This is a genomic window from Ktedonobacter sp. SOSP1-52, from assembly GCF_016587395.1.
Map to the genome: position 1 here is coordinate 133266 of NZ_BNJH01000002.1, position 19510 is coordinate 152775.

General features: G+C 56.2%; 14 protein-coding genes and 1 other annotated feature. Of the genes, 3 read left to right on the plus strand and 11 right to left on the minus strand.

Annotated elements, in window-relative coordinates; translation table 11 throughout:
* Positions 1-23: 23 nt before the first annotated feature.
* Both lspA and JMJ16_RS16230 read right to left on the minus strand, forming a co-directional pair.
* A complete protein-coding gene (gene lspA / locus JMJ16_RS16225) occupies positions 24-578 on the minus strand; it encodes a signal peptidase II (protein ID WP_201383120.1) in 555 nt (184 codons plus the stop codon).
* A 169-nt stretch (positions 579-747) separates the two neighbouring features.
* Positions 748-1149, minus strand: coding sequence for a TraR/DksA family transcriptional regulator (locus tag JMJ16_RS16230; RefSeq protein WP_201383122.1), 402 nt, complete (start codon positions 1147-1149; stop codon positions 748-750).
* A gap of 288 nt (positions 1150-1437) precedes the next feature.
* Between JMJ16_RS16230 and glgB the strand changes: the two genes are divergently transcribed.
* The gene (gene glgB / locus JMJ16_RS16235; protein WP_201383124.1) at positions 1438-3429 is read left to right on the plus strand and encodes a 1,4-alpha-glucan branching protein GlgB; all 1992 of its coding nucleotides are present in this window, start codon (positions 1438-1440) and stop codon (positions 3427-3429) included.
* Between the two features lie 473 nt (positions 3430-3902).
* On the opposite strand, the gene JMJ16_RS16240 is transcribed toward glgB, so the two are convergent.
* Positions 3903-4910, minus strand: coding sequence for a TIGR00730 family Rossman fold protein (locus tag JMJ16_RS16240; RefSeq protein ID WP_201383126.1), 1008 nt, complete (start codon positions 4908-4910; stop codon positions 3903-3905).
* Between the two features lie 368 nt (positions 4911-5278).
* On the opposite strand from JMJ16_RS16240, the gene JMJ16_RS16245 reads away from it, so the two are divergent.
* Positions 5279-5908, plus strand: coding sequence for a LysE family translocator (locus JMJ16_RS16245; protein WP_201383128.1), 630 nt, complete (start codon positions 5279-5281; stop codon positions 5906-5908).
* 77 nt (positions 5909-5985) lie between these two features.
* Here JMJ16_RS16245 and JMJ16_RS16250 read toward each other — a convergent pair whose 3' ends face one another.
* Together JMJ16_RS16250 and JMJ16_RS16255 are read right to left on the minus strand one after the other, a co-directional pair.
* Positions 5986-6915, minus strand: a complete 930-nt coding sequence (locus JMJ16_RS16250) for a DMT family transporter (protein WP_201383130.1) — start codon at positions 6913-6915, stop codon at positions 5986-5988.
* Between the two features lie 23 nt (positions 6916-6938).
* Positions 6939-8075, minus strand: a complete 1137-nt coding sequence (locus tag JMJ16_RS16255) for a class II histone deacetylase (RefSeq protein WP_201383132.1) — start codon at positions 8073-8075, stop codon at positions 6939-6941.
* Between the two features lie 493 nt (positions 8076-8568).
* Between JMJ16_RS16255 and JMJ16_RS16260 the strand changes: the two genes are divergently transcribed.
* On the plus strand, positions 8569-10206 hold the full coding sequence (locus tag JMJ16_RS16260; protein WP_201383134.1) for a serine/threonine-protein kinase: 1638 nt from the start codon (positions 8569-8571) through the stop codon (positions 10204-10206).
* A 100-nt stretch (positions 10207-10306) separates the two neighbouring features.
* Here JMJ16_RS16260 and JMJ16_RS16265 read toward each other — a convergent pair whose 3' ends face one another.
* From JMJ16_RS16265 to JMJ16_RS16290, 6 genes are all read right to left on the minus strand, one after another.
* Positions 10307-11392 carry a phosphotransferase enzyme family protein gene (locus JMJ16_RS16265; RefSeq protein WP_201383136.1) on the minus strand — a complete coding sequence of 362 codons (1086 nt, stop codon included), beginning with the start codon at positions 11390-11392 and terminating at the stop codon, positions 10307-10309.
* Between the two features lie 15 nt (positions 11393-11407).
* Positions 11408-12322, minus strand: coding sequence for a sulfurtransferase (locus tag JMJ16_RS16270; protein WP_201383137.1), 915 nt, complete (start codon positions 12320-12322; stop codon positions 11408-11410).
* Between the two features lie 17 nt (positions 12323-12339).
* Positions 12340-12882: a DUF6391 domain-containing protein gene (locus JMJ16_RS16275; protein WP_201372290.1), complete on the minus strand. Its 543-nt coding sequence runs from the start codon at positions 12880-12882 to the stop codon at positions 12340-12342.
* Between the two features lie 27 nt (positions 12883-12909).
* Complete coding sequence (locus JMJ16_RS16280; protein ID WP_201383139.1) at positions 12910-14334, minus strand: FHA domain-containing serine/threonine-protein kinase; 1425 nt, start codon at positions 14332-14334, stop codon at positions 12910-12912.
* A gap of 285 nt (positions 14335-14619) precedes the next feature.
* Positions 14620-15912, minus strand: a complete 1293-nt coding sequence (gene odhB / locus JMJ16_RS16285; RefSeq protein WP_201383141.1) for a 2-oxoglutarate dehydrogenase complex dihydrolipoyllysine-residue succinyltransferase — start codon at positions 15910-15912, stop codon at positions 14620-14622.
* On the minus strand, positions 15902-18754 hold the full coding sequence (locus JMJ16_RS16290) for a 2-oxoglutarate dehydrogenase E1 component (protein WP_201383143.1): 2853 nt from the start codon (positions 18752-18754) through the stop codon (positions 15902-15904). Before JMJ16_RS16290 ends, odhB begins: the two co-directional genes overlap by 11 nt.
* A 434-nt stretch (positions 18755-19188) precedes the next feature.
* Positions 19189-19500, plus strand: a binding site (T-box leader).
* The last annotated feature ends 10 nt before the right edge of the window (positions 19501-19510 follow it).

Consider the following 19510-nt stretch of genomic DNA (forward strand, 5'->3'; position numbering starts at 1 on the left):
CAATGTACTGGGGAAGCGTCCCCTTATTTCTTTACAACTTCAGTCTGCTGCTGCTCTGTTGTCTTCTGTTCGCCCTCGTTTTGTCGCCACCCACCCAGCAGGACCAGGAAGAAGAGTAAAACGACGCTGACGGAAATGAAAGCATCCGCGACGTTAAAAATAGCGAAGCGGTAGTTAATCTGAGGAATACGGAAGGCCAGGAAATCGACCACATAGCCGCTATGGCGCGCGCGGTCAACCAGGTTGCCCACGGCTCCGCCGACAATTAAGCCCAGAATAATCTTGTAGATTGCTGGACCCGTGTTGATCAGGCGGGCATACATATACACAACCACGGCAATGGCCGCCGAGATCAAGATGATCAACAGCGTGCTATTGGCGAAGAGACTAAAGGCGGCTCCATTGTTCTGAATATATTGAACCACCAGGTAAGGACCGAGTAGCGATATGTCGGGCTTACTTCCAGGAGGGCTGAGGTTCTCCATCACGAGAGCCTTCGTCCACTGATCGAGGCCAATAACGATAAGTGCGGCAAGGAGCGCGCATACATCGTGGAGGCGGGCATGTTTGGCAACCACGTTTTTGTTCTTCCTTTCCCCAACAGAGATGACCAGATGTGTTGATTATTGTACCATAGTCGCTCCCTGCCGCCTACCCATCACACCTTACCCAAGGACTTGAGAAGAGAGTAGGGTATGGTGGCATGATGCATGGGCCACAGACCCATACACCACGCCACCATACCCTTTAGAATTCGCGCCGGTCGCCGTAGAGTTCTTCGCGGCTGAGGTTCTGCTTCTCGATTCTCTCCGCGTCCTGGACGCAGCGTGATGCCCAGGGAATGGCTTGCAGACGCTTTTCGGGAATAGACTGCCCACAGTCGATACAGCGACCATAAGTACCATCCTCAATGCGTTTGAGGGCATCTCTGACTTCTTGGAGCAGGGCCTGCTGGTTTACCATGATCGACTGCTCCTGCTGCGTCTCCAGGAAATCTACCGCGATCTCTTCAAAGTCCTGCGGCCCCTCACTGGCCTGGATGGGATCGACCGGTTCCGGATAGGCCTCTGTCAAACCCGCGATGCTCTCTTGAAGCTCCTTCTCTTTTGCCTGAAGTTGCTCTTTTATATGTTGTAGATCAAGTGTCATCTTCAATCAACCTTTCAGCCAGATTTGGGGCATATGGCCCCCTCTTGCTCTCAACACGTGGAACCAAGGTGAACGGTCTCACCTGCCACTTTTTTTACCAGGGGACGTGATATGATATAGTAATTAAGAAGGATGCTACTCGCCTTTTCTCTCTCCAGGTGCAATTTAATCGTGTAGTAGATATCGAGAACCACTATTTCGGCTTGGATAGACACAATGAGCTTGTCCTATCTGTTATGCTAAACATGTGTATGTCGTCAAGATGCAACTTCATAAGGATTTTCGTGTATGTCGGTATCACAAACGCCTCAAAAACCGGGAGAGTCAGAGCGTCCCTCCCAACCCATAAAGCCTATGCCGGATGTGCCTTCTCTCTTTAGCGACTTTGACTTGTACCTCTTTGGTCAGGGAAAAGACTATCGCATCTATGAGAAAATGGGCGCCCATCCACGCACCGTGAATGGGGTCACGGGTGTCAATTTCGCCCTTTGGGCGCCCAATGCGCGCGCTGTCTCCATCATTGGCGATTTCAATCAGTGGGATCGCAAAGCCACCCCTATGCAGCTACGCCATGGCGACCTGGGAGTCTGGGAATGCTTTGTGCCTGGATTGGAGCCCGGCACGCTCTACAAGTATGCTATCTGCTCGCGCTTTAATAATTACCACGCCGATAAGTCGGACCCCTATGGCTTCCAGTTCGAGCTGCGCCCCAACACCGCCTCAGTTGTCGCTGATATCTCACAGTACCAGTGGCGCGACCAGGAGTGGCTGGAGCAGCGTCCCCAGCGGCAACAGCTGAACTCTCCCATGTCGATCTACGAGGTCCACCTGGGCTCCTGGCGCCATATTCCTGAGCGCCACCAGGAAGGCGCGGTGGAAGAGGACCGCTTTATGACCTATCGTGAGCTGGCTGAGTCGCTCGCGACCTACGTTAAGAAGCTGGGCTTTACGCATATCGAGTTGCTGCCCATTACTGAGTTTCCCTTCGATGGCTCCTGGGGCTACCAGGTGACTGGCTTCTATGCTCCCACCAGCCGCTTTGGTCCACCCGAGGACTTCAAATACTTCGTCGATTATATGCATGAGCAGGGGATTGGCGTGATCCTGGACTGGGTCCCGTCACACTTCCCCAAAGATGGCCATGCCCTGAGCTACTTCGACGGCACCCACCTCTATGAATACTCCGATTCGCGCAAGGGCGAGCATAAGGGTTGGGGCACCTACGTCTTTGACTATGGACGGAGCGAGGTACGCAACTTCCTGATTGGCAGCGCCCTCTTCTGGTTGCGTGAGTATCATATTGATGGTCTGCGTGTCGACGCGGTCGCCTCGATGCTCTATCTCGACTATATGCGCCCATCGGGCGAGTGGAGTCCCAATCACTATGGCGGTCGTGAGCACCTGGAGGCCGTCGACTTCCTGCGCCAGTTTAATGAGGCCGTCTATGACCAGGCTCCAGGCGCGGTGACAATCGCGGAGGAGTCTACGGCTTGGCCGCTGGTGACGCGCCCGACCTATGTGGGTGGCCTGGGCTTCACCTTTAAATGGAATATGGGCTGGATGCATGATATGCTGGAATATATGCACCTTGATCCTATCCATCGCCGCTATCACCACAATAACATCACCTTTGCCCTGATGTACGCCTATAGCGAGAACTTTATTCTGCCCCTCTCCCACGATGAGGTCGTCCACCTGAAGGGCTCAATGTCTACGAAGATGCCAGGCGATCTCTGGCAGCGCTTCGCGAATCTGCGCTCGCTCTATGGCTTTATGTGGGGCCATCCCGGCAAGAAGTTGCTCTTCATGGGTGGCGAGTTTGGCCAGTGGCATGAGTGGAACTTTAAGGAAAGCCTGGACTGGCACCTGCTGGATGCTCCCAGCGATCCCCATCACGCGCAGTTGCAGGACTTTGTGCGCGATCTCAATACGCTTTATAAGCAAGAACCTGCACTGACCACGCGCGATTACGAGGGTGAGGGCTTCTCCTGGATCGACTGCCACGACTCAGATAATAGCGTGATCTCCTTTATGCGGCGTGCCTACAAGGACGAGGAGACCCTGATCTTTGTCTCCAACTTCACGCCCGTACCGCGCTATGGTTACCGCATCGGCGTGCCCTATCCTGGCGTCTATAACGAAGTCATCAACAGCGATGACCTGCGCTATGGCGGCAGCGGCGTTATCAATAACCAGTATATGCCAAGCGTTCCCCGCAACTGGCAGTCCTGCCCGCACTCCATTCTGCTGACCCTGCCCCACTCAGCACGATTGTCTTAAAGTGGCGCCCCTTCGGGGAACATGAAATGCCGCAACCGGAGCTCCCCACCACCTCCGAGACTGAAAGCTAGCATCGGCGACAAGACAAAGAGAGCGATGGGAGTGTTCCCGTCGCCCTCTTTGTCTTTCTTTGTTCTTCTATGTCTTATGTAATCAGGCGAGCAAGTAGCTTCATTGTGACAAGAGAAGATGGTTCTCCCTCCCTTTGCCAGGCCAGATAAGCATAAGAAAGTGGTGGGGAAGTACTGCCTGGTACACTTGGCATAGTAGAGGTACCGCTGGACACGCGCTTCGCCTGGCTGCCAGATGAGAGCAGGGACGCTACACACGTCAGACGAAATTGAACGCGATCCGTAAACTCCAGGAGGGAGGCGCGGCAGCCTCTACAAACGTTTTTGTCAGCAATGCCTCCAGGAGACAAGTACGAGGGGCGAAGACAGTGCCTTCGCCCCTCGTGTTTATTGAATATTGCTCTAACGGATAGATTTCTCCCGGTTGGGATCTTCTTTCTCAAGCTCCTGGTTGCGCTCGTATGCTTCACGGACCAGGTGAGCGATCTCCTCGGGGTTGTCCAAGAGACGCAACAGGTCAAGATCTTCAGGTGAGACCTTACCATCGGGAAGCATTGTCTCGCGAATCCAATGTATCAGTCCACTCCAGTAGCGAGAGCCATAGAGGATCACGGGGAAGTTGCTGACCTTCTTCGTCTGAATGAGGGTCAATGCCTCAAAGAGCTCGTCCATCGTCCCAAAGCCACCTGGAAAGATGATAAAGGCATTAGAGTACTTGATAAACATCGTCTTGCGTACAAAGAAGTAGCGAAAGTCCAGGTCGATATCTAGGTATTGATTGGATGATTGCTCAAAGGGTAGCTCGATATTACAGCCAATAGAGACGTTCTCGCCTTCCTGTGCCCCTTTATTGGCAGCCTCCATCACTCCTGGACCACCACCTGTAATAATGCCGAAGCCAGCCCGTGCAAGCAAGCGCGCCGTTTCAGAGGCAGCCTTATAGACGGGATCATCGGGCCTGGTGCGCGCGGAGCCGAAGATGGCTACTGAAGGCGGAATATGTGCCAGGGCATCGAAGCCATTGATAAACTCGCTTGTAATGCGCATGACGCGCCAGGGATCGGTAATGGTGAAATCAAAATTGAGTGCGCGCTCAGTGGCATGCTCCTCCTGACGCACATGTTCGCTGGGAACTGGTTCAGTGGGTTTGACCAGTGGCTGCGTGGGGCGCCTGAGGAGCCGCTCATCCTCAGTTTCAGGGCGTCCCTTCTTCCTACGTAGCGAGCGGTAATTATCGTTGCCTCTTCGTTGTTGCATTGTATTGCGGGGATACTCGCGTGTGGGTGTCTCCTGTGGACGATGATGGTTTTGCCTGTGTATAACCTGGCCGCCATCACCATTTGAGCTATTATATGCGTGGTGGCTATTGCCCTCATCTGCGTGCTGTGAGGAAAACTCATTGTTACTCATAAGACGTTCTCAATCTCTGGCTATCCTGTATACGTTAACTCTTCAGTTATGGGTGGGCCTATACAGTATAGCATGAAACACGTAGAAAAACGATGCTACTATATCCGGATTTCCCTGTAAGAATTAGCTTATCACCTCCCCTACGCGTCAGGACAGACCTATAAACACATGCATAAGTAGGCGTAGACGGCATTTGAGTATTTCTGTTTTTTCCCATCTACCATACCTAGCATAAATCCGCTCTGTTATATATACGTTAAACGGAAACAAAAAAGTACTTTTTCGCTAGGCCTGGCGCAGCACGGTCATCCATTTCATCGATTATAATCTATATAATATTGGCGTAATTTTTTGCGAAAGGCAGATATATGTTTTATGTACCACAACTGGCACTGCTCATGGGGGTATGGGCGATTGCTGTCATCAGTCCGGGACCCGACTTTGTCGCGACTGTGCATTCGGCGGTATCACGCTCACGGCGCGAAGGTATCCTGGTTGGCCTGGGCGTGACCAGTGGCATCGCGCTCTGGATCATCGCGAGCATGGCTGGTCTGAGTGTGCTCTTTGCCCAGGTAAGCTGGCTGGTCGATCTCTTTCGCCTGCTGGGCGCGCTCTACCTGCTCTACCTGGGCGTGCGCACCCTCTGGAGCGCATATCGTCCTCAACCCTCGGGGGAAATGCTGGACAACGAACCACAATCGCCCAGGCGCGGCTCCTCCTGGCGCATTGGCTTTCTGACGAACGTGGGCAATCCCAAAGCGCTGGCCTTCTTTGGTAGCATCTTCGCCGTCCTGCTGCCCGCGCACCCTCCGCTCTGGTTTCAGTGTGTCTGCGTCCTGCTGATGCTGGGTATGGCGGCAGCCTGGTTTAGCGCCGTGGCCTGCCTCTTCTCTTTCGGCCCAGTTGCGCGCGGCTACCAGCGCTTAAAACGCTGGCTGGACCTGGTCACCGGTGGACTCTTCGTCGTGCTGGGACTACGCCTGGCCCTCTCCAGGTAACGGCTACCCTCCAGGCCCAAGACATGCTCGGACCTGGAGGATATATACAAAGGATCACGACATACGAGAAGTAGGTGCTAATTCGTGCTAGGTGCCGCAATCTCAGGTGCCGCGTCATATTGCAGAACAACCAGGCCAACCAGGACGAGCACACAGCCAATAATCTGCGGCAGGTCCAGCAATTGCCCAAGCCAGAAATAGGCGATGATAGAGCCTGCAACCAGTTCCAGCGTGGTCACAATGCCAATCCGTGTCGCCTCCACATGCCGTAAGGCTCCCAATTCCAGTGCGAAGGGGATGGCCATTCCCGCGATGCCAACCACTGCCATCAGCAAGAGGTTCTGCCAGCTCCAGGTGGCGGCAGGAATCGCCCAGGGTGGCTGGACGCAGAGCCAGAAGACGGCGGCGACAAGCGCTCCATAGGACGTCGCGGGCAGCGAGGGCACATCGCGTCCCACGCGCTTGCCCAGCAGGAGGTAGGCGATAAAGGAGAGCAGCGCCAGAACCGCGAAGAGAAGGCCCAGAGGGTTCAGTCCATTCAAGTTGAGGTGCCAGGCCCCGGTGAGGAGCAACAGGCCGCCCAGCGTACACAGCAGGGCCAGCAGCACCGACCTGGTAGGCAGTTTGCGCCGCCAGAGCGCCTCTCCCAGGGCCATCCAGGCGGCGGCACTAAACTGAATAATCAGGGCCACGGCAATGGGAAGCAGGCTGATGGCCATAAAATAAGTGTAGGTGACCAGGGCCAGGGTCAGGCCAAAGGCGATGATCCAGCCCCACTGGCGGGTATACCACTTCAGGCCCTGCCGCCATCCGACCAGCATCAAGGCCAGCAGGCAGAGTCCCCCAATAAGCATACGAAATTCGACTAGAGTCACCGGGGTAATGCCACCATCAAAGAGCAGGCGCGAGAGATTCCCGTTAAAGCCAAAGAGCAGTGAGGCGCTCGCAGCCATGGCATAGCCCATGGCCTGCCTGGATGAGCCTCCCTGCCGGGAACGTTTGATCATAGAGAGTGAGCTTTCTTTTTCTGCTAGATGTGCCACCATTGGCGATGCCAGGCGCGGGCGGCGTTGAGTGCCTCTCGCGTCTCCTGTGAGAAGCTGTGCTGACACTCCTCAAGCTCGGGGGCGCCAGCGTAGAGGTCAACGATCCCCAGGTCGACGCCGAGCAAGGGCTCAAGGGCGGCGGCAGTGCAGTAGGGGACATAGGCCGAGCTATAGCCACCTGCCTGGAGCATGACCAGGCGCCCGCCGCAGACCTCTTCAGCCAGGTCGACCAGCGATTGTGAGATCGCACGAAACCCGTCCATGCTCATCATCAGCGTGGTCAGGGGATCAAGCCAGCTGGCATCTTGCCCGGCGGTGACAAGAATCAATTCTGGCTGAAACTGGCGTCCAATCGGCACGACGAGCTGCTCAAACAGCTCGCGGTAGCCTCGGTCACCAGTCCCAGGTGGCAGAGGAATGTTGACGGTATAGCCCACGCCCACGCCGCTCCCAACCTGCTCCAGGGTCCCAGAGTCTTTCGGGAACCAGTTCTGCTGGTGCATGGAGAGGAAGAGCACGCCTGGATCATCATAAAATGCCTCTTGAGTGCCATTGCCATGGTGGGCATCCCAGTCAACGATCAGGATGCGCTTAAGTCCAAAGACATTACGTGCATAGTGGGCCGCCAGTGCCGTGTTATTAAAGACACAGAAGCCCAGGGCCTTGTTGCTTGTGGCATGATGGCAGGGAGGACGCAGCAGCCCATAGCAGTTGCGAACTGTGCCATCCATGACGGCCTGTACGGCATTGAGCGCACCACCCGCCGCGTAGAGCGCAGCCTCAAAGGAGCCAGGGCTGAGCTTCGTCTCTTCATCCACTTTGCCCCAGGGACCGTGATCAGGGCCGCCCTGAGAGAAGGCACGTATCCCTTCAATATACGCGGGTGTATGAAAGGCTGTCAGTTCTTCCCGCGTGGCAGGACGCGCCGTGACGGGATGCATCTGCGCGCTTAGGCCCGAGCCATCCAGAAATTCCTTGATTCGTCGCGTAATAAACGCTGACGAAGGATGTGGTTCGGGTGAGAACTCGAACGATCCTTCGCGTAGGTGCACAACTGATTCTGTGCCTGTATCATGCGCGAGGAAGCGTGTATCAAAAACCAGGCCACTACGCTGCGTCATAAGTTGCTTGACCTTTCCCGCGTTTGCTTTTCCTGTCCGTTGTTGTGAACCAGAATACCCAATGCATCTCTCCCCAGGTACGCTTCTACGTGTCACTAAGGAGAGGGCCTCAACGTGATATCCTTTCAGGGGAGTCCCATCTATTTGAGAGAGGCTTAAGACATAGAAACAACGCAAAATATATAGGCATATTTTGTAGATCTAGAGCGTCTTTCTTAAGTAAAGCACATTTTGGGGGTACGCTTCCAAACTTCCCAACGGCCGAACGGCCGAACAGTCGAATGGCTTAAAATTACCATGCTGCCGACAATAACGCAAACATCCCAGAAGCTCTCTTCAGCGTGTACATCAGTCTGGAACTGGTGTATAATGCGATTGCACCTTGGCCAGACAATATGGTAAGCGGAGCAGGCAAACTTTTGGGGACCACGCCTACCTCTAAGTGCTTACAAGGCAGGTACTGTTCGGCAGACATCGGGGGAGACTATTTGTTATGATAGAAACAGTTCCATCAGGTTCCATACTCCACGGACGGTACCGTATTGAGCGCGTTCTGGGGAGTGGTGGTTTCGGACACGTCTACCTGGGAACCAATATTACCAACACCAATCTCTGTGCGGTCAAAGAATACCTGGTTACTGGCGCGAGTGGCCAGGAACAGTTGCGCCACGAAGCCGCGGTGCTCAGCCAGCTGCATCATCCCAATCTGCCTGCCTTCCTGGACGCCTTTATGGAGCGCGGACGCTACTATATCGTCCTCAACTACATTGAAGGAAGCGATTTAACCGACCTGGTCCGCCTGACGCGTCAGCGCGGCGAGGTGATCCCTATCGCACGTGTTACTGGTTGGCTGCTTGCCATCTGTGACGCGGTACATTTTCTCCATAACCAGCGTCCGCCGATCATCCATCGCGATATCAAGCCTGATAATATTCGCATTATGCCCGATGGGACGGCGATCCTGGTCGACCTGGGCAACGCCAAGGCCTCCGCTGACGGAGCGCGTACGCTCTTCTTTATTCGCCACCAGGGTACGCCCGGTTATGCGCCACCAGAACAATATCCGGGTGGTACAGGCACTGATGTCCGCTCCGATACCTATGCCCTGGGGGGCACGCTCTTCTTCGCGCTGACGACGCATGAGCCACCCAGCGTCTCTATTCGCAACCAGTCGATCCAGCAGGGGCGTCCTGATCTCCCTTCGCTGCAAGAGGTTCTGGCCAATAATCCACCTGAAGAGAGCGCTGAAGCGCAGGCCGCGCGCCAGTTTCGCCTGGGCGTCTCCCAACCGGGCAAGCCCGCCCCCCGCCACTCGCGGCATGTGGCGCAACTTGGCGCCCTCCCCCCGCAACTGCTCCAGCAGTTGAATCGGGTGATTCAACGCGCCATGGCGATGCGCCCCAAGGATCGCTATCAGTCGGTTGCGGAGTTCGCGCATGACCTGCAAATGGTGATGTCTCACCTGCCAACGCCGCCTCCCATGCCCGTGAAGCAGGCAACACCGAATCCACATACCACCCAGCCTGACCTGGATGACGTCTATGATCAGATGGTGGCTGATGGCCGTATTCCAGCCGCACCGGATCAGGCGGGACCAGCATCCACGCCACAGCCACAGACACAGTCTCGCTCCTGCACCCACTGCGGTAGTCTGCTACCCACAGGCGCGGCAACCTGTCCCAACTGTGGAGCATCAGTTATCCCAGCCCAGACCAGTAGGGCCAGCGTCAACTCCGTGAGTACTGCCCAGGCGAGGCAGCAAGCAGGGGGGCAAGGTTCCTTTGCGCCCAATAATACGATGCTCAAGCAGGCCGTCTCGAATCCATCTCTGCCACCGATTGCGCAGACGCCCGCACCTGCCAGCACAGAGACACCCAGGCCTGCGCCCTCACAGCAGGGAGTCTATGCCCCACAGCAGCAACAGCAGAGTATGGCGCCACAGACGCGCCCACAACCACACCCTCAGGTGCCCCAGCGTCTAGCCGCTCCCCCTGTCCAGGGGCCACCACCTGCCACAGGAGGCTCCAACGAGCCACAACTGAACCTGCGCATTCTCTTGCCTGTCTTGCTTGGCGCGCTCATCCTGCTCGCCCTCATTACCGTCTTTGTCATAAGCAATACCCACCACTAGACAGCATATATTTTTAGATACAGCGTGCAAGATGGGGACGAAACGTCATGTGCCGCGTTCATCAGCGGTGCATGACATTTCGTCCCCATCTTTGAATCTTTTATGCCCACATTTCCTGGAGTGCCGGGCGGATGCGGTTGAGCCAGGCGGGTAGGGAATTGGCCCACTCCAGGCGCTCCATCAGGCCTTCAATCCGCGTGTCGCTGAACTCCTCCTGCGCGAAGAAGAGATCCTCCAGCGGCCCATTGATCGTCACGATGGGCGCGACAATCGTCAGCGCGTCCGCTAAGAGGGCAGCCTCGCCCTTCACAGGCGGGAAGATCTCACCGTAGGCCTCGAGAAACTGGCGGGCGCGCTCCGGATCAAAGCCGCGCTTCACCAGGGGTGGCGTCAGGATCTCTCCTGGATGCCAGGAGAGGGCGCAGAAGTAGAACAAGGCGTAGGCGACCTCGAAGATGCGCTTCTCCCAGCGCGAGGCCTCCAATCCCATAACAGAGGTGACCCCCTGTGGATCGAAGCGTAGGTTGAGCGCGTGATAGTCACCGTGAATATGGAACTCGGGCAGATCCTTGCCTGCGCCAATCGCCATCATCGAGGCGGGCAGAATCTTCTCCCACTGCTCAGCCCAGGTGGTCAGTGCCATGGCGATGGCCTGGTTATCATATGTGTCCGCACGCTCACGTGCCAGGCCCAGCCAATTCTGGACCATCGCGCCAATATGCGCCTCCGCTGGCCAGCGATACTGCGCGCCCGGATACCGGCTGGATGCCTGGTGTAGACGTCCCAGCATGGCAGCCGCGGACCCGCACCATTGAAAGCTGCGTGGATTGAGCGTGCTAAAGAGCTCGCCTTCAGGCCACTCCTGTAGCTCAAAGCAATCCTCGCCTACGGCAACAAAGGGCGCCCCCTCTGGCGTCTGGTGCAGTGCGGGCAAGGGAATGCCCTGCTCACGCAGGTAACGCTGAAAGGCGTAGCGGTGCCCTTCATCCTGTCCCATCGGACTCTCGGGGCGCTCGCGTAATATGTAGCGCCTTCCTTCGATTCCGACCAGCAGGCCCAGGCTTGTGTCGTTGGAGAACTCGGCCGGGCCGAGGTTTTCCCATGTATGAATGCCAAAGGCCTGCATGACGCCCTGTACGTCAAGCAGGTCCTCGGCAGTGTTCTGCGTTCTCTCTTGCTCTTCCATTGTTGTTTGTGGTCTCTAGATTTCTGTGGGCAAGTCGGCCCGACTGCCCCATTCGTTCCAGGAGCCATCGTAGTTGGTCAGCCGTGGATAGCCAAGCATGGCCAGGCTAAACAGGACCGTGGTGGCCGCTACCCCGCCATTGCAATAAGCAACGACGTGTTGCTCCGGCACCACGCCAGCCGAGGTAAAGATCTGCTGTAGCTCCTCGTTGCTGCGGAACGTCCTTGTCTGCGGATCGATGAGCTCCTCGCGGGGTAGGCTGAGCGCTCCTGGAATATGTCCAGCCCGTCCCTCACCACGTCTCACCTGGCCGCTATACTGACCCGTATCGCGTGCGTCAACCAGGGTCATCCCCTGCTGTCCAAGCATCGCGAGCAACTCTTGCGCCGTCGCGCGCAACTGCGGCTGTGTCACGGGGGTAAAACTCGTTGGCTCATAGGTGTGGACCGTTGAGGTAAGTGGGCGCTGCTCACGTTTCCACTTGGGGAGGCCACCATTGAGCACCACGACCTGGGTGTGACCATAGTAGTTCAACGCCCACCACAGGCGGGTCGCAAACTGCGAGGCCGGGTGCGTATCATAGGCAATTACCAGATGTTGATCCCCGATCCCCAGGCGCCCCAGCACCTCGGCGAAGCGCTCTGCCGGAGCCACTTGAGCCTCTACCGCGTCATCCGGGTCAACGATGTCGCTACTCCAATCAATATACACCGCGCCCGGAATATGCTCCTGCTCATACTCATCACGCGCGCCGACATAGTGCGCGTCCTGAACCTTTGTCCCATCAGGGCCCTCGCGCTCAATGTTGCGGACATAGCCACGCATATCGACGATGCGCAGATGCGGATCATGCAGATGCTCTGCCAGCCAGTCCGTCTCGACCAGAAAATTATGACGCTGTGTCTCCGTCTTCAGGCTCTCCTGCTGCAACGTTTTTTTCTTCCTCTCTATGAGAACAACCTGGCGGCCTCTGGATTATCGGTACTCACAAAATGCGCGGGCGCTCCCAGCACAGTGGTTGGCTTGATTTCCAGAATGCGCATCGAACCATTGGGCGTCTGTGTTGTCACATGGCGCTGGACGACCAGGCCCAGGGGACGAGCCAGGACCAAGGCGGCCGTTGAAGCCAGAATAGCGTTGTTGGCCGTACTATAAGGACGGCGCATCTTGGAAACCATCATCGCCGAGAGGCCCGTCAGCATACCCGCGACCGCCAGATTGGTACCACAGCGTTCATGCACCGCCAATTCGGGCTGAGTGGTACGCAAGAGCTGGAGGGCCTCCTGGGCGGCGGGTAGGATGGCCTCGGTGGGGAGGTCACCAAAAACAAAGAAACCGGCGGCAAAGGAGATGCCAGAGAGACGCACTTCAGGAAACTTACGAGACAGTAAGACAATCGTGGCATGTTCAAGCGCGTGATTCTGACGCACAGCGGGACCCAACGTCAATTGTTGCGCGACTTGAATCAGTGGATTGATCGACGTCATCATATCTTCCTTCCTGCTTATGGCAGCAAACTACGGCCCATATGTTATATTAAACACCACGCCTTCATCCCCAAAATGGATGACATCTCCATCATTTAAGACCACCGGCTGTTGAATCCGTATGTTATTAACCGTGGTGCCATTGACGCTGTTGAGATCGGCCAGAAACCAGCGTCCCTCGGCGAACCAGAGGCGTGCGTGATGACGTGAGACCGTGCGCCCCGAGATGACCAGGTCGCAGCCATTGGTGCGCCCAATCTTGGTCACATCCTGGTGGAAACGGTAGGAGCGCCCAGCCAGGGGACCGCTTTGGAGCGTCAAGCGTGCCAGCACTGGCCGCCCGCTCGCATCTGTATAGCGATCCATGATAGCGCGCTTATTCGTCAGGTCGTCGCCACACGTCGTACAGAAGAGGCGCGCCGCGGGATTCTGCGCGCCACAGCGAAAACACGTCACCGTCTGAGCTGGGCTATTCGCGGCAGGCGTAGAGACCAGCTGTCCCGAGTTCGGCGTCTGCACGAAGCTCTGATCTGGCGAGGACATAGGACCAGAGAGCCGCCGAGAACGAGAGAGCGACAGGTTTGAGGACGCCATGGTGCTGGTCAACGCGGAGATAAAGTCATCCGCCGACTGATAGCGGTCACTGGGCGACTTGGCACACATCTTCTGGATGACCTGAATGATCCCGGGAGGTACATTCTCGGCCTGCAAACGCTCGATGGGCAGAGGATCATTCACATGCTTGAGCGTGATTGAGAGCGGGTTCTCCGCCGAAAATGGAACCTTCCCGGTCAGGCAGTGAAAGAAGACGACGCCCAGCGAGTAGATATCGCTCCGGCGATCAACGGCCTGGCCCGTTCCCTGCTCAGGCGACATATATTGCGGGGTGCCAATGCCTGTCCCCACGCGAGTCAGGTTGGTCGTGCCTTCGAGAATCTTGGCGATGCCAAAGTCAGAGAGCAGGAGGTGTCCATCCTTGCGCAGGAGCATATTGGCTGGCTTGACATCACGGTGAATAATCCCATTGCGATGCGCACAGTCGAGGCCCTCAGCAGCCTGAATCATAAAATCTGCTGCCTCGGCCACAGGTATGGGACCCTTGAGGCGGTCCTTGAGCGTGCCGCTTTCTACGTACTCCATGACGATGAAAGTGATGTTCTCAAGCTCGCCAAAGTCATGAATCTGCACGATGTTAGGATGCGCCAGTTTCGCCACTGAGCGCGCCTCCTGCACAAAGCGCTTGACAAAGATCGGGTCGCGCGCGTGATAGGCGGGCAAGACCTTGATGGCTACATAGCGATCCAGGGTGGACTGATATGCCTTGAAGACTGCCGCCATTCCGCCAGCACCGATGCGCTCTACAATGCGGAATTGGCCTAGTGTTTTTCCAATGAGTGCTCCCGCATCTTCGTTACGACCAGCAGGCTGGCGTGGAGACATATTCTCTGGTTGCATACCCCTGACAACTCCGTTATCCGAAACTTGATGCCTGGTGTGGGTTCCCTCTACGCCAGAAAGATCAGCGCACAAGAACCTGGCATCCCTCGACAGAAAACGCCCATTGTGTTTTCTCTGTCGAAACAGTCTTTCGCTCGTTTTGAAGCGTTCCTGTTTCTCCTTGATTATACAGATAGAAACGTACTCTGTCGAGAGAAATCCAACAAGGTCTGATCCGAAAACCCTGAGCGCGAAGCGCTAGACACACAAGTGACGTTGGGTTTCGGAATAAGATCTAAAACCTTACCCTTCCAACAGAAGTGCTTCTGGGTCTTCTACCAGTTCCTTTACTTTGACCAGGAAGCGCACCGCTTCACTTCCATCAACGATACGATGGTCATAGGAGAGCGCGACATACATCATGGGGCGAATGACCACCTGCCCATCGATGGCAACGGGGCGCTGCTCAATCTTGTGCATGCCCAGGATGCCTACCTGTGGTCCATTGAGGATAGGGGTGGAGAGCATGGAGCCGAAAGTTCCACCATTGGTAATCGTAAACGTGCCGCCTTGTAGTTCCGCCAGCGAAAGCGTATTCGTGCGGGCACGCTTAGCCAGGTCCCCAATCTCCCGCTCAATGGCGGCGAAGGACTTGCGGTCCGCGTCACGAACCACGGGCACTACCAGGCCCTCTTCCGCGCCTACAGCGATCCCAATATCATAATAGTGCTTGAGCACCATTTCATTGCCCTGAATCTCGGCATTGAGGCGAGGGAAGGCTTTGAGCGCGCCCACGACGGCCTTGGTAAAGAAGGACATAAAGCCAAGCGAGACATTATGGCGCTCCTTAAAGGCCTCCTTGCGGCGGCTACGCACATCCATGACTGCACTCATGTCGATCTCATTGAAGGTAGTCAGCATGGCCGCCGTATGTTGGGCCTCGACCAGGCGCTGGGCAATGGTCTGGCGACGGCGCGACATGCGCACGCGCTCCTCACGACGTGAGGCATCCGCTGCGGGCGGTGCCGGAGGTAACACAGGCTGTGCCGCCTGCGGGCGAGCCGCGGGTGTCGTCTGTGGGGCTATCGCTGTTGTGGCTGGAACGGCCTGGCTGGAGCTCTCCTCCAGGTAGCTCATGACATCTTCTTTGGTAACCCGGCCATGCGGGCTACTGCCCCTGACCTGGGAAATATCGACGTTATGCTCGGCGGCGATTCGGCGGGCCAGTGGCGATGGTGGGCGCTGCGACTCGCCTGCGGATGTTAAAGGCTGCGAGGTCGTGCGCTTGATCTCTTCGCTTTGTGGCGCGGGAGCCGTGGCAATGGCACCATTGCTGCTCCCCTTACCACTGACCTGGGCCTCCTGTCCAAGGAACGCGATCACTTCATCCACCTGGACGGTCTCACCCTCGCGCTTGAGAATTTTATGAATCACGCCATCTTGCTCGGCGTTGACTTCGACATTGACTTTATCAGTCTCTAGCTCGGCCAATGTTTCACCCTGGTGGACAGCATCGCCCTCTTTCTTGAGCCAGGTTGCGATGGTGGCATCGACAATCGACTCTCCCAGGATTGGCACACGAATCTCATCGGACATGTTTCCCTCCGGTCTCTTTTTGTGATACTGATACGCCCGCGGCTTCTTTAATGATCTGCTCTTGTTCAGCAGCATGGATGTCCCAGAAACCGGCAGCCGGGCTTGAGCGCTCGGGGCGCGCGATCACACGTAGCGTGGCCTTGCCTCCCAACAACTGTTGTATACGCGGAGCAATGTATTCCCAGGCCCCCATGTTGCGCGGTTCTTCTTGCACCCAGATGAACTCGCTGGCATTGGTATACCCCTCAAGGACTCGCTTCAATGAGCGCTTGGGGAAGGGATACAACAGCTCTACACGCACAATCGCGGTGTCTTCATTATGCATGCGACTCTCGTGTGAAAGCAAGTCAATCGCGATCTTGCCACTACAGAAGACAACCCGGCGCACAGCTTTGGGATCCTGACTGGCGCGTGGATCATTGATGACCGATTGGAACGACCCCTCAACCAGGTCGCTTAAGCGCGATGAGGCAAGAGGATGACGCAAGAGACTCTTCGGCGTCATGATGATCAGCGGACGCGGATAGCTTGGGAGGAGATAGGCCTGCAAGCGTAAGAGGTGGAAGTACTGCGCCGCCGTCGAGCAATTGGCGATACGCCAGTTATCCTCGGCAGCCAGGTGCAGGTACCGCTCCAGGCGTGCGCTCGAGTGCTCTGGCCCATTTCCCTCATAGCCATGCGGCAAGAGCATCACCACGGAGGAGTCCTGGCGCCATTTCGCACGCCCCGAGGCCAGAAACTGATCTATAATGACCTGGGCAACATTGGCGAAGTCGCCATACTGCGCCTCCCACAGGACCAGCGAATCGGGCGCCTGTACACTATACCCATACTCAAAGCCCAGGGGCGCGGTCTCGCTCAGAGGGCTATTATACACCGTAAACGAGGAGCGAGCCTCGGGAAATTTCTGTAGCGGAAGGAAGGTCATGTGGCCCTCCCTACTGTGCAGGACGGCATGGCGATGATTAAAGGTGCCACGCTCACTATCCTGGCCGGTCAGGCGAATCGGCGTTCCACTTGCCAAGATGGTCGCGAAGGCTAGCGCCTCGGCATGGCCCCAGTCGATGCCACCTTCTGGTCCAAGCGCATTGGCACGGCGCTGCATCACGCGCTCCAGCTTAGGATGCGGATGAAAACTCTTTGGCCAGTTTAGGAGCTCCTCGTTGTAGCGTTGCAGCACCTCAGCGGTAACGGGAGGGACCGAGAAATCGATGGGATAGTGGGCCATATCGCCTTGATCAACGACACGCTCAACTTTAATGGCCCCGCTATCGGCTTCGCGCTTCGCCTGCTCTAGCTCATGAATGGCCTGATCCCAGATCTGCTGCGCCTCATCCTGTGTCAGGATCTGGCGCTCGACCAGGCGTTGCGCAAACAGCTCGCGTGCGGTCGGATGGCTGCGAATAATTTCATACATCTGTGGCTGGGTGAAGGCTGGCTCATCGCCCTCATTGTGTCCCCAACGCCGGTAGCCCACCAGGTCGACCAGCACATCCTTATGGAAGCGGTCGCGATAAGCGTGGGCAATGCGTACAGCAGTCAAGCAGGCATAGGGATCATCCGCGTTGACATGAATAATAGGGATGCCAAAGCCCTTGGCCACGTCACTGGCGAAATGAGTTGAGCGCGAGGAATCGGGATCGGTGGTAAAGCCAAGCTGGTTGTTCACAATGATATGGATTGAGCCACCAACCCAGTAGCCGCGCAGGTGCCACATATTTAGCGTCTCGGAGACCACGCCCTCTCCGGGGAAGGCCGCGTCACCATGAATCTGAATGGCCAGCGTGTGGTCGACATCGAGCAGTGGTGAGCCAGAAACGGTGCGAATCTCTTGTGAGGCGCGTGCCATACCGCTTACCACCGGATTGACGAACTCCAGGTGGCTAGGATTGGGAGCCAGGATGACCTTTAGATCAACTGATGCCCCTTCATCCAGGACGTGTTCCGCCCCCAGGTGATACTTCACGTCACCCGTCCACCCATACCCAAAGCTATCGGTAAGGGGCGTACCTTCTTCGTGACGCGCATGGGTAAACTCGGAGAAGATGCTTGCATATGGCTTGTTAAGCACATGCGCCATCACGTTCAGGCGGCCACGGTGGGCCATCCCAATCATTACATTCTTGGTTTCGGAATCAATCGCTGCAGAGATAATCTCATCCAACATCGGCACCAGGATATCGGTGCCCTCAATGGAGAAGCGTTTCTGTGCGGTAAATGCCTGGTGCAAGTAGCGCTCGAAGGCTTCTACCTGCGTCATCCGTTTGAGCAGTTTGCGCGCATCCGCGCCCGAGGGTTCGCGATGGTAGAGATGCAAGCCCACCGCATCGCGCAACCAGCCACGCTCGTCAGGGCTTTTTACCTGGTCGAACTCGTAACTAATTGATCCTGAATACATCGCCCGCAGAGCATTGATCGCCTCTAATGCATTGGCGGCTCCCTCCGCGGAGTGACCGCCAATGATGTTTGGTGGCAATTGCGCCAGGTCATATTCGCTTAACCTATAGGTCTCGAGCATCAAAGCAGGATCTCCTGGCGGCTCATTCCCTAATGGGTCAAGGTGTGCCCCTAGATGCCCGCGCTCACGGATCGCGTGCGCCAGGTTATTGGCGGCCACAATATGAGCCACATTTCTGCCTTGATCTTGAGGAGCGGGAGCACGTGTTTCCACGGGTGCGGTCGTCACAGGCTGCTCAGTAGAAGACCAGGAATCAAAAATGGCCCGTGTGGCCTCATCTATTGCTGCTGGATTCTGTTGATAACGTTCATATAATTCAAGGACATATCCAGCATTTGGTCCAAAAAAACGTTTCCAGGTCGTGCATGGAAGTTCCCTTTTCATTGACACAACGAACCAGGCTGCGTGCCTCTTTGTACTGCGTCTCGTCGTTGAGTGGGTTCCTTGTGTCTGAGTTTTCTGCTATTGTTTTTCTACCATCCCCTATGGTATCATAGCTTTACAATACTTCAAAGTATTTGAGATTAGTTCTCCTTGTGCTATAGTCTGGTCTTAGTCTCGCAAAAATGGGATGACTAAAAACAGTAAAACCCCGAATATATCCGGGGCGAGTCGCCGCAACGAAGGAAAGTACGATGGCTCGTTACTCTTTCTACGAATGAGCATACCGCATCGTCACTTTTTCTCCCTATTTACTGGTAATAAGCCACTTTTCTGGCTGTATTCCTACCAGGATGACTCATGCAAGGGGATGTGCTACCCTCAAGTGGATATACTATCACTATATCTTGTTCACACACTCGCATGAGGCGAGTTACACGAAGGCTTTGACGGAGCCAGTACGCGACCAGATCCTGTTACAGAGAGCCTGAGCTTGCTGCAAATCAGGTACAGAGTGGGTCGCCGAAGATCACTCCTGAGCTGTCTGCCAACGAGAGCCCTCTCTTCACAGGGGACCCTCCAGGCCAGGCCGGTCCCTTCCCGTTATCGTGAAGGACGTAATCCCGCTTGCCACTCACTGTTGAGCGTCGGCCAGGGAATACGAAGAACCGAGTGAGTCAGCACGTCTCTGTCGTACTGTCGTCTGACTAATAAGGGTGGTACCACGGGAGGCTCCTCTCGTCCCTGGCAGGACGAGGG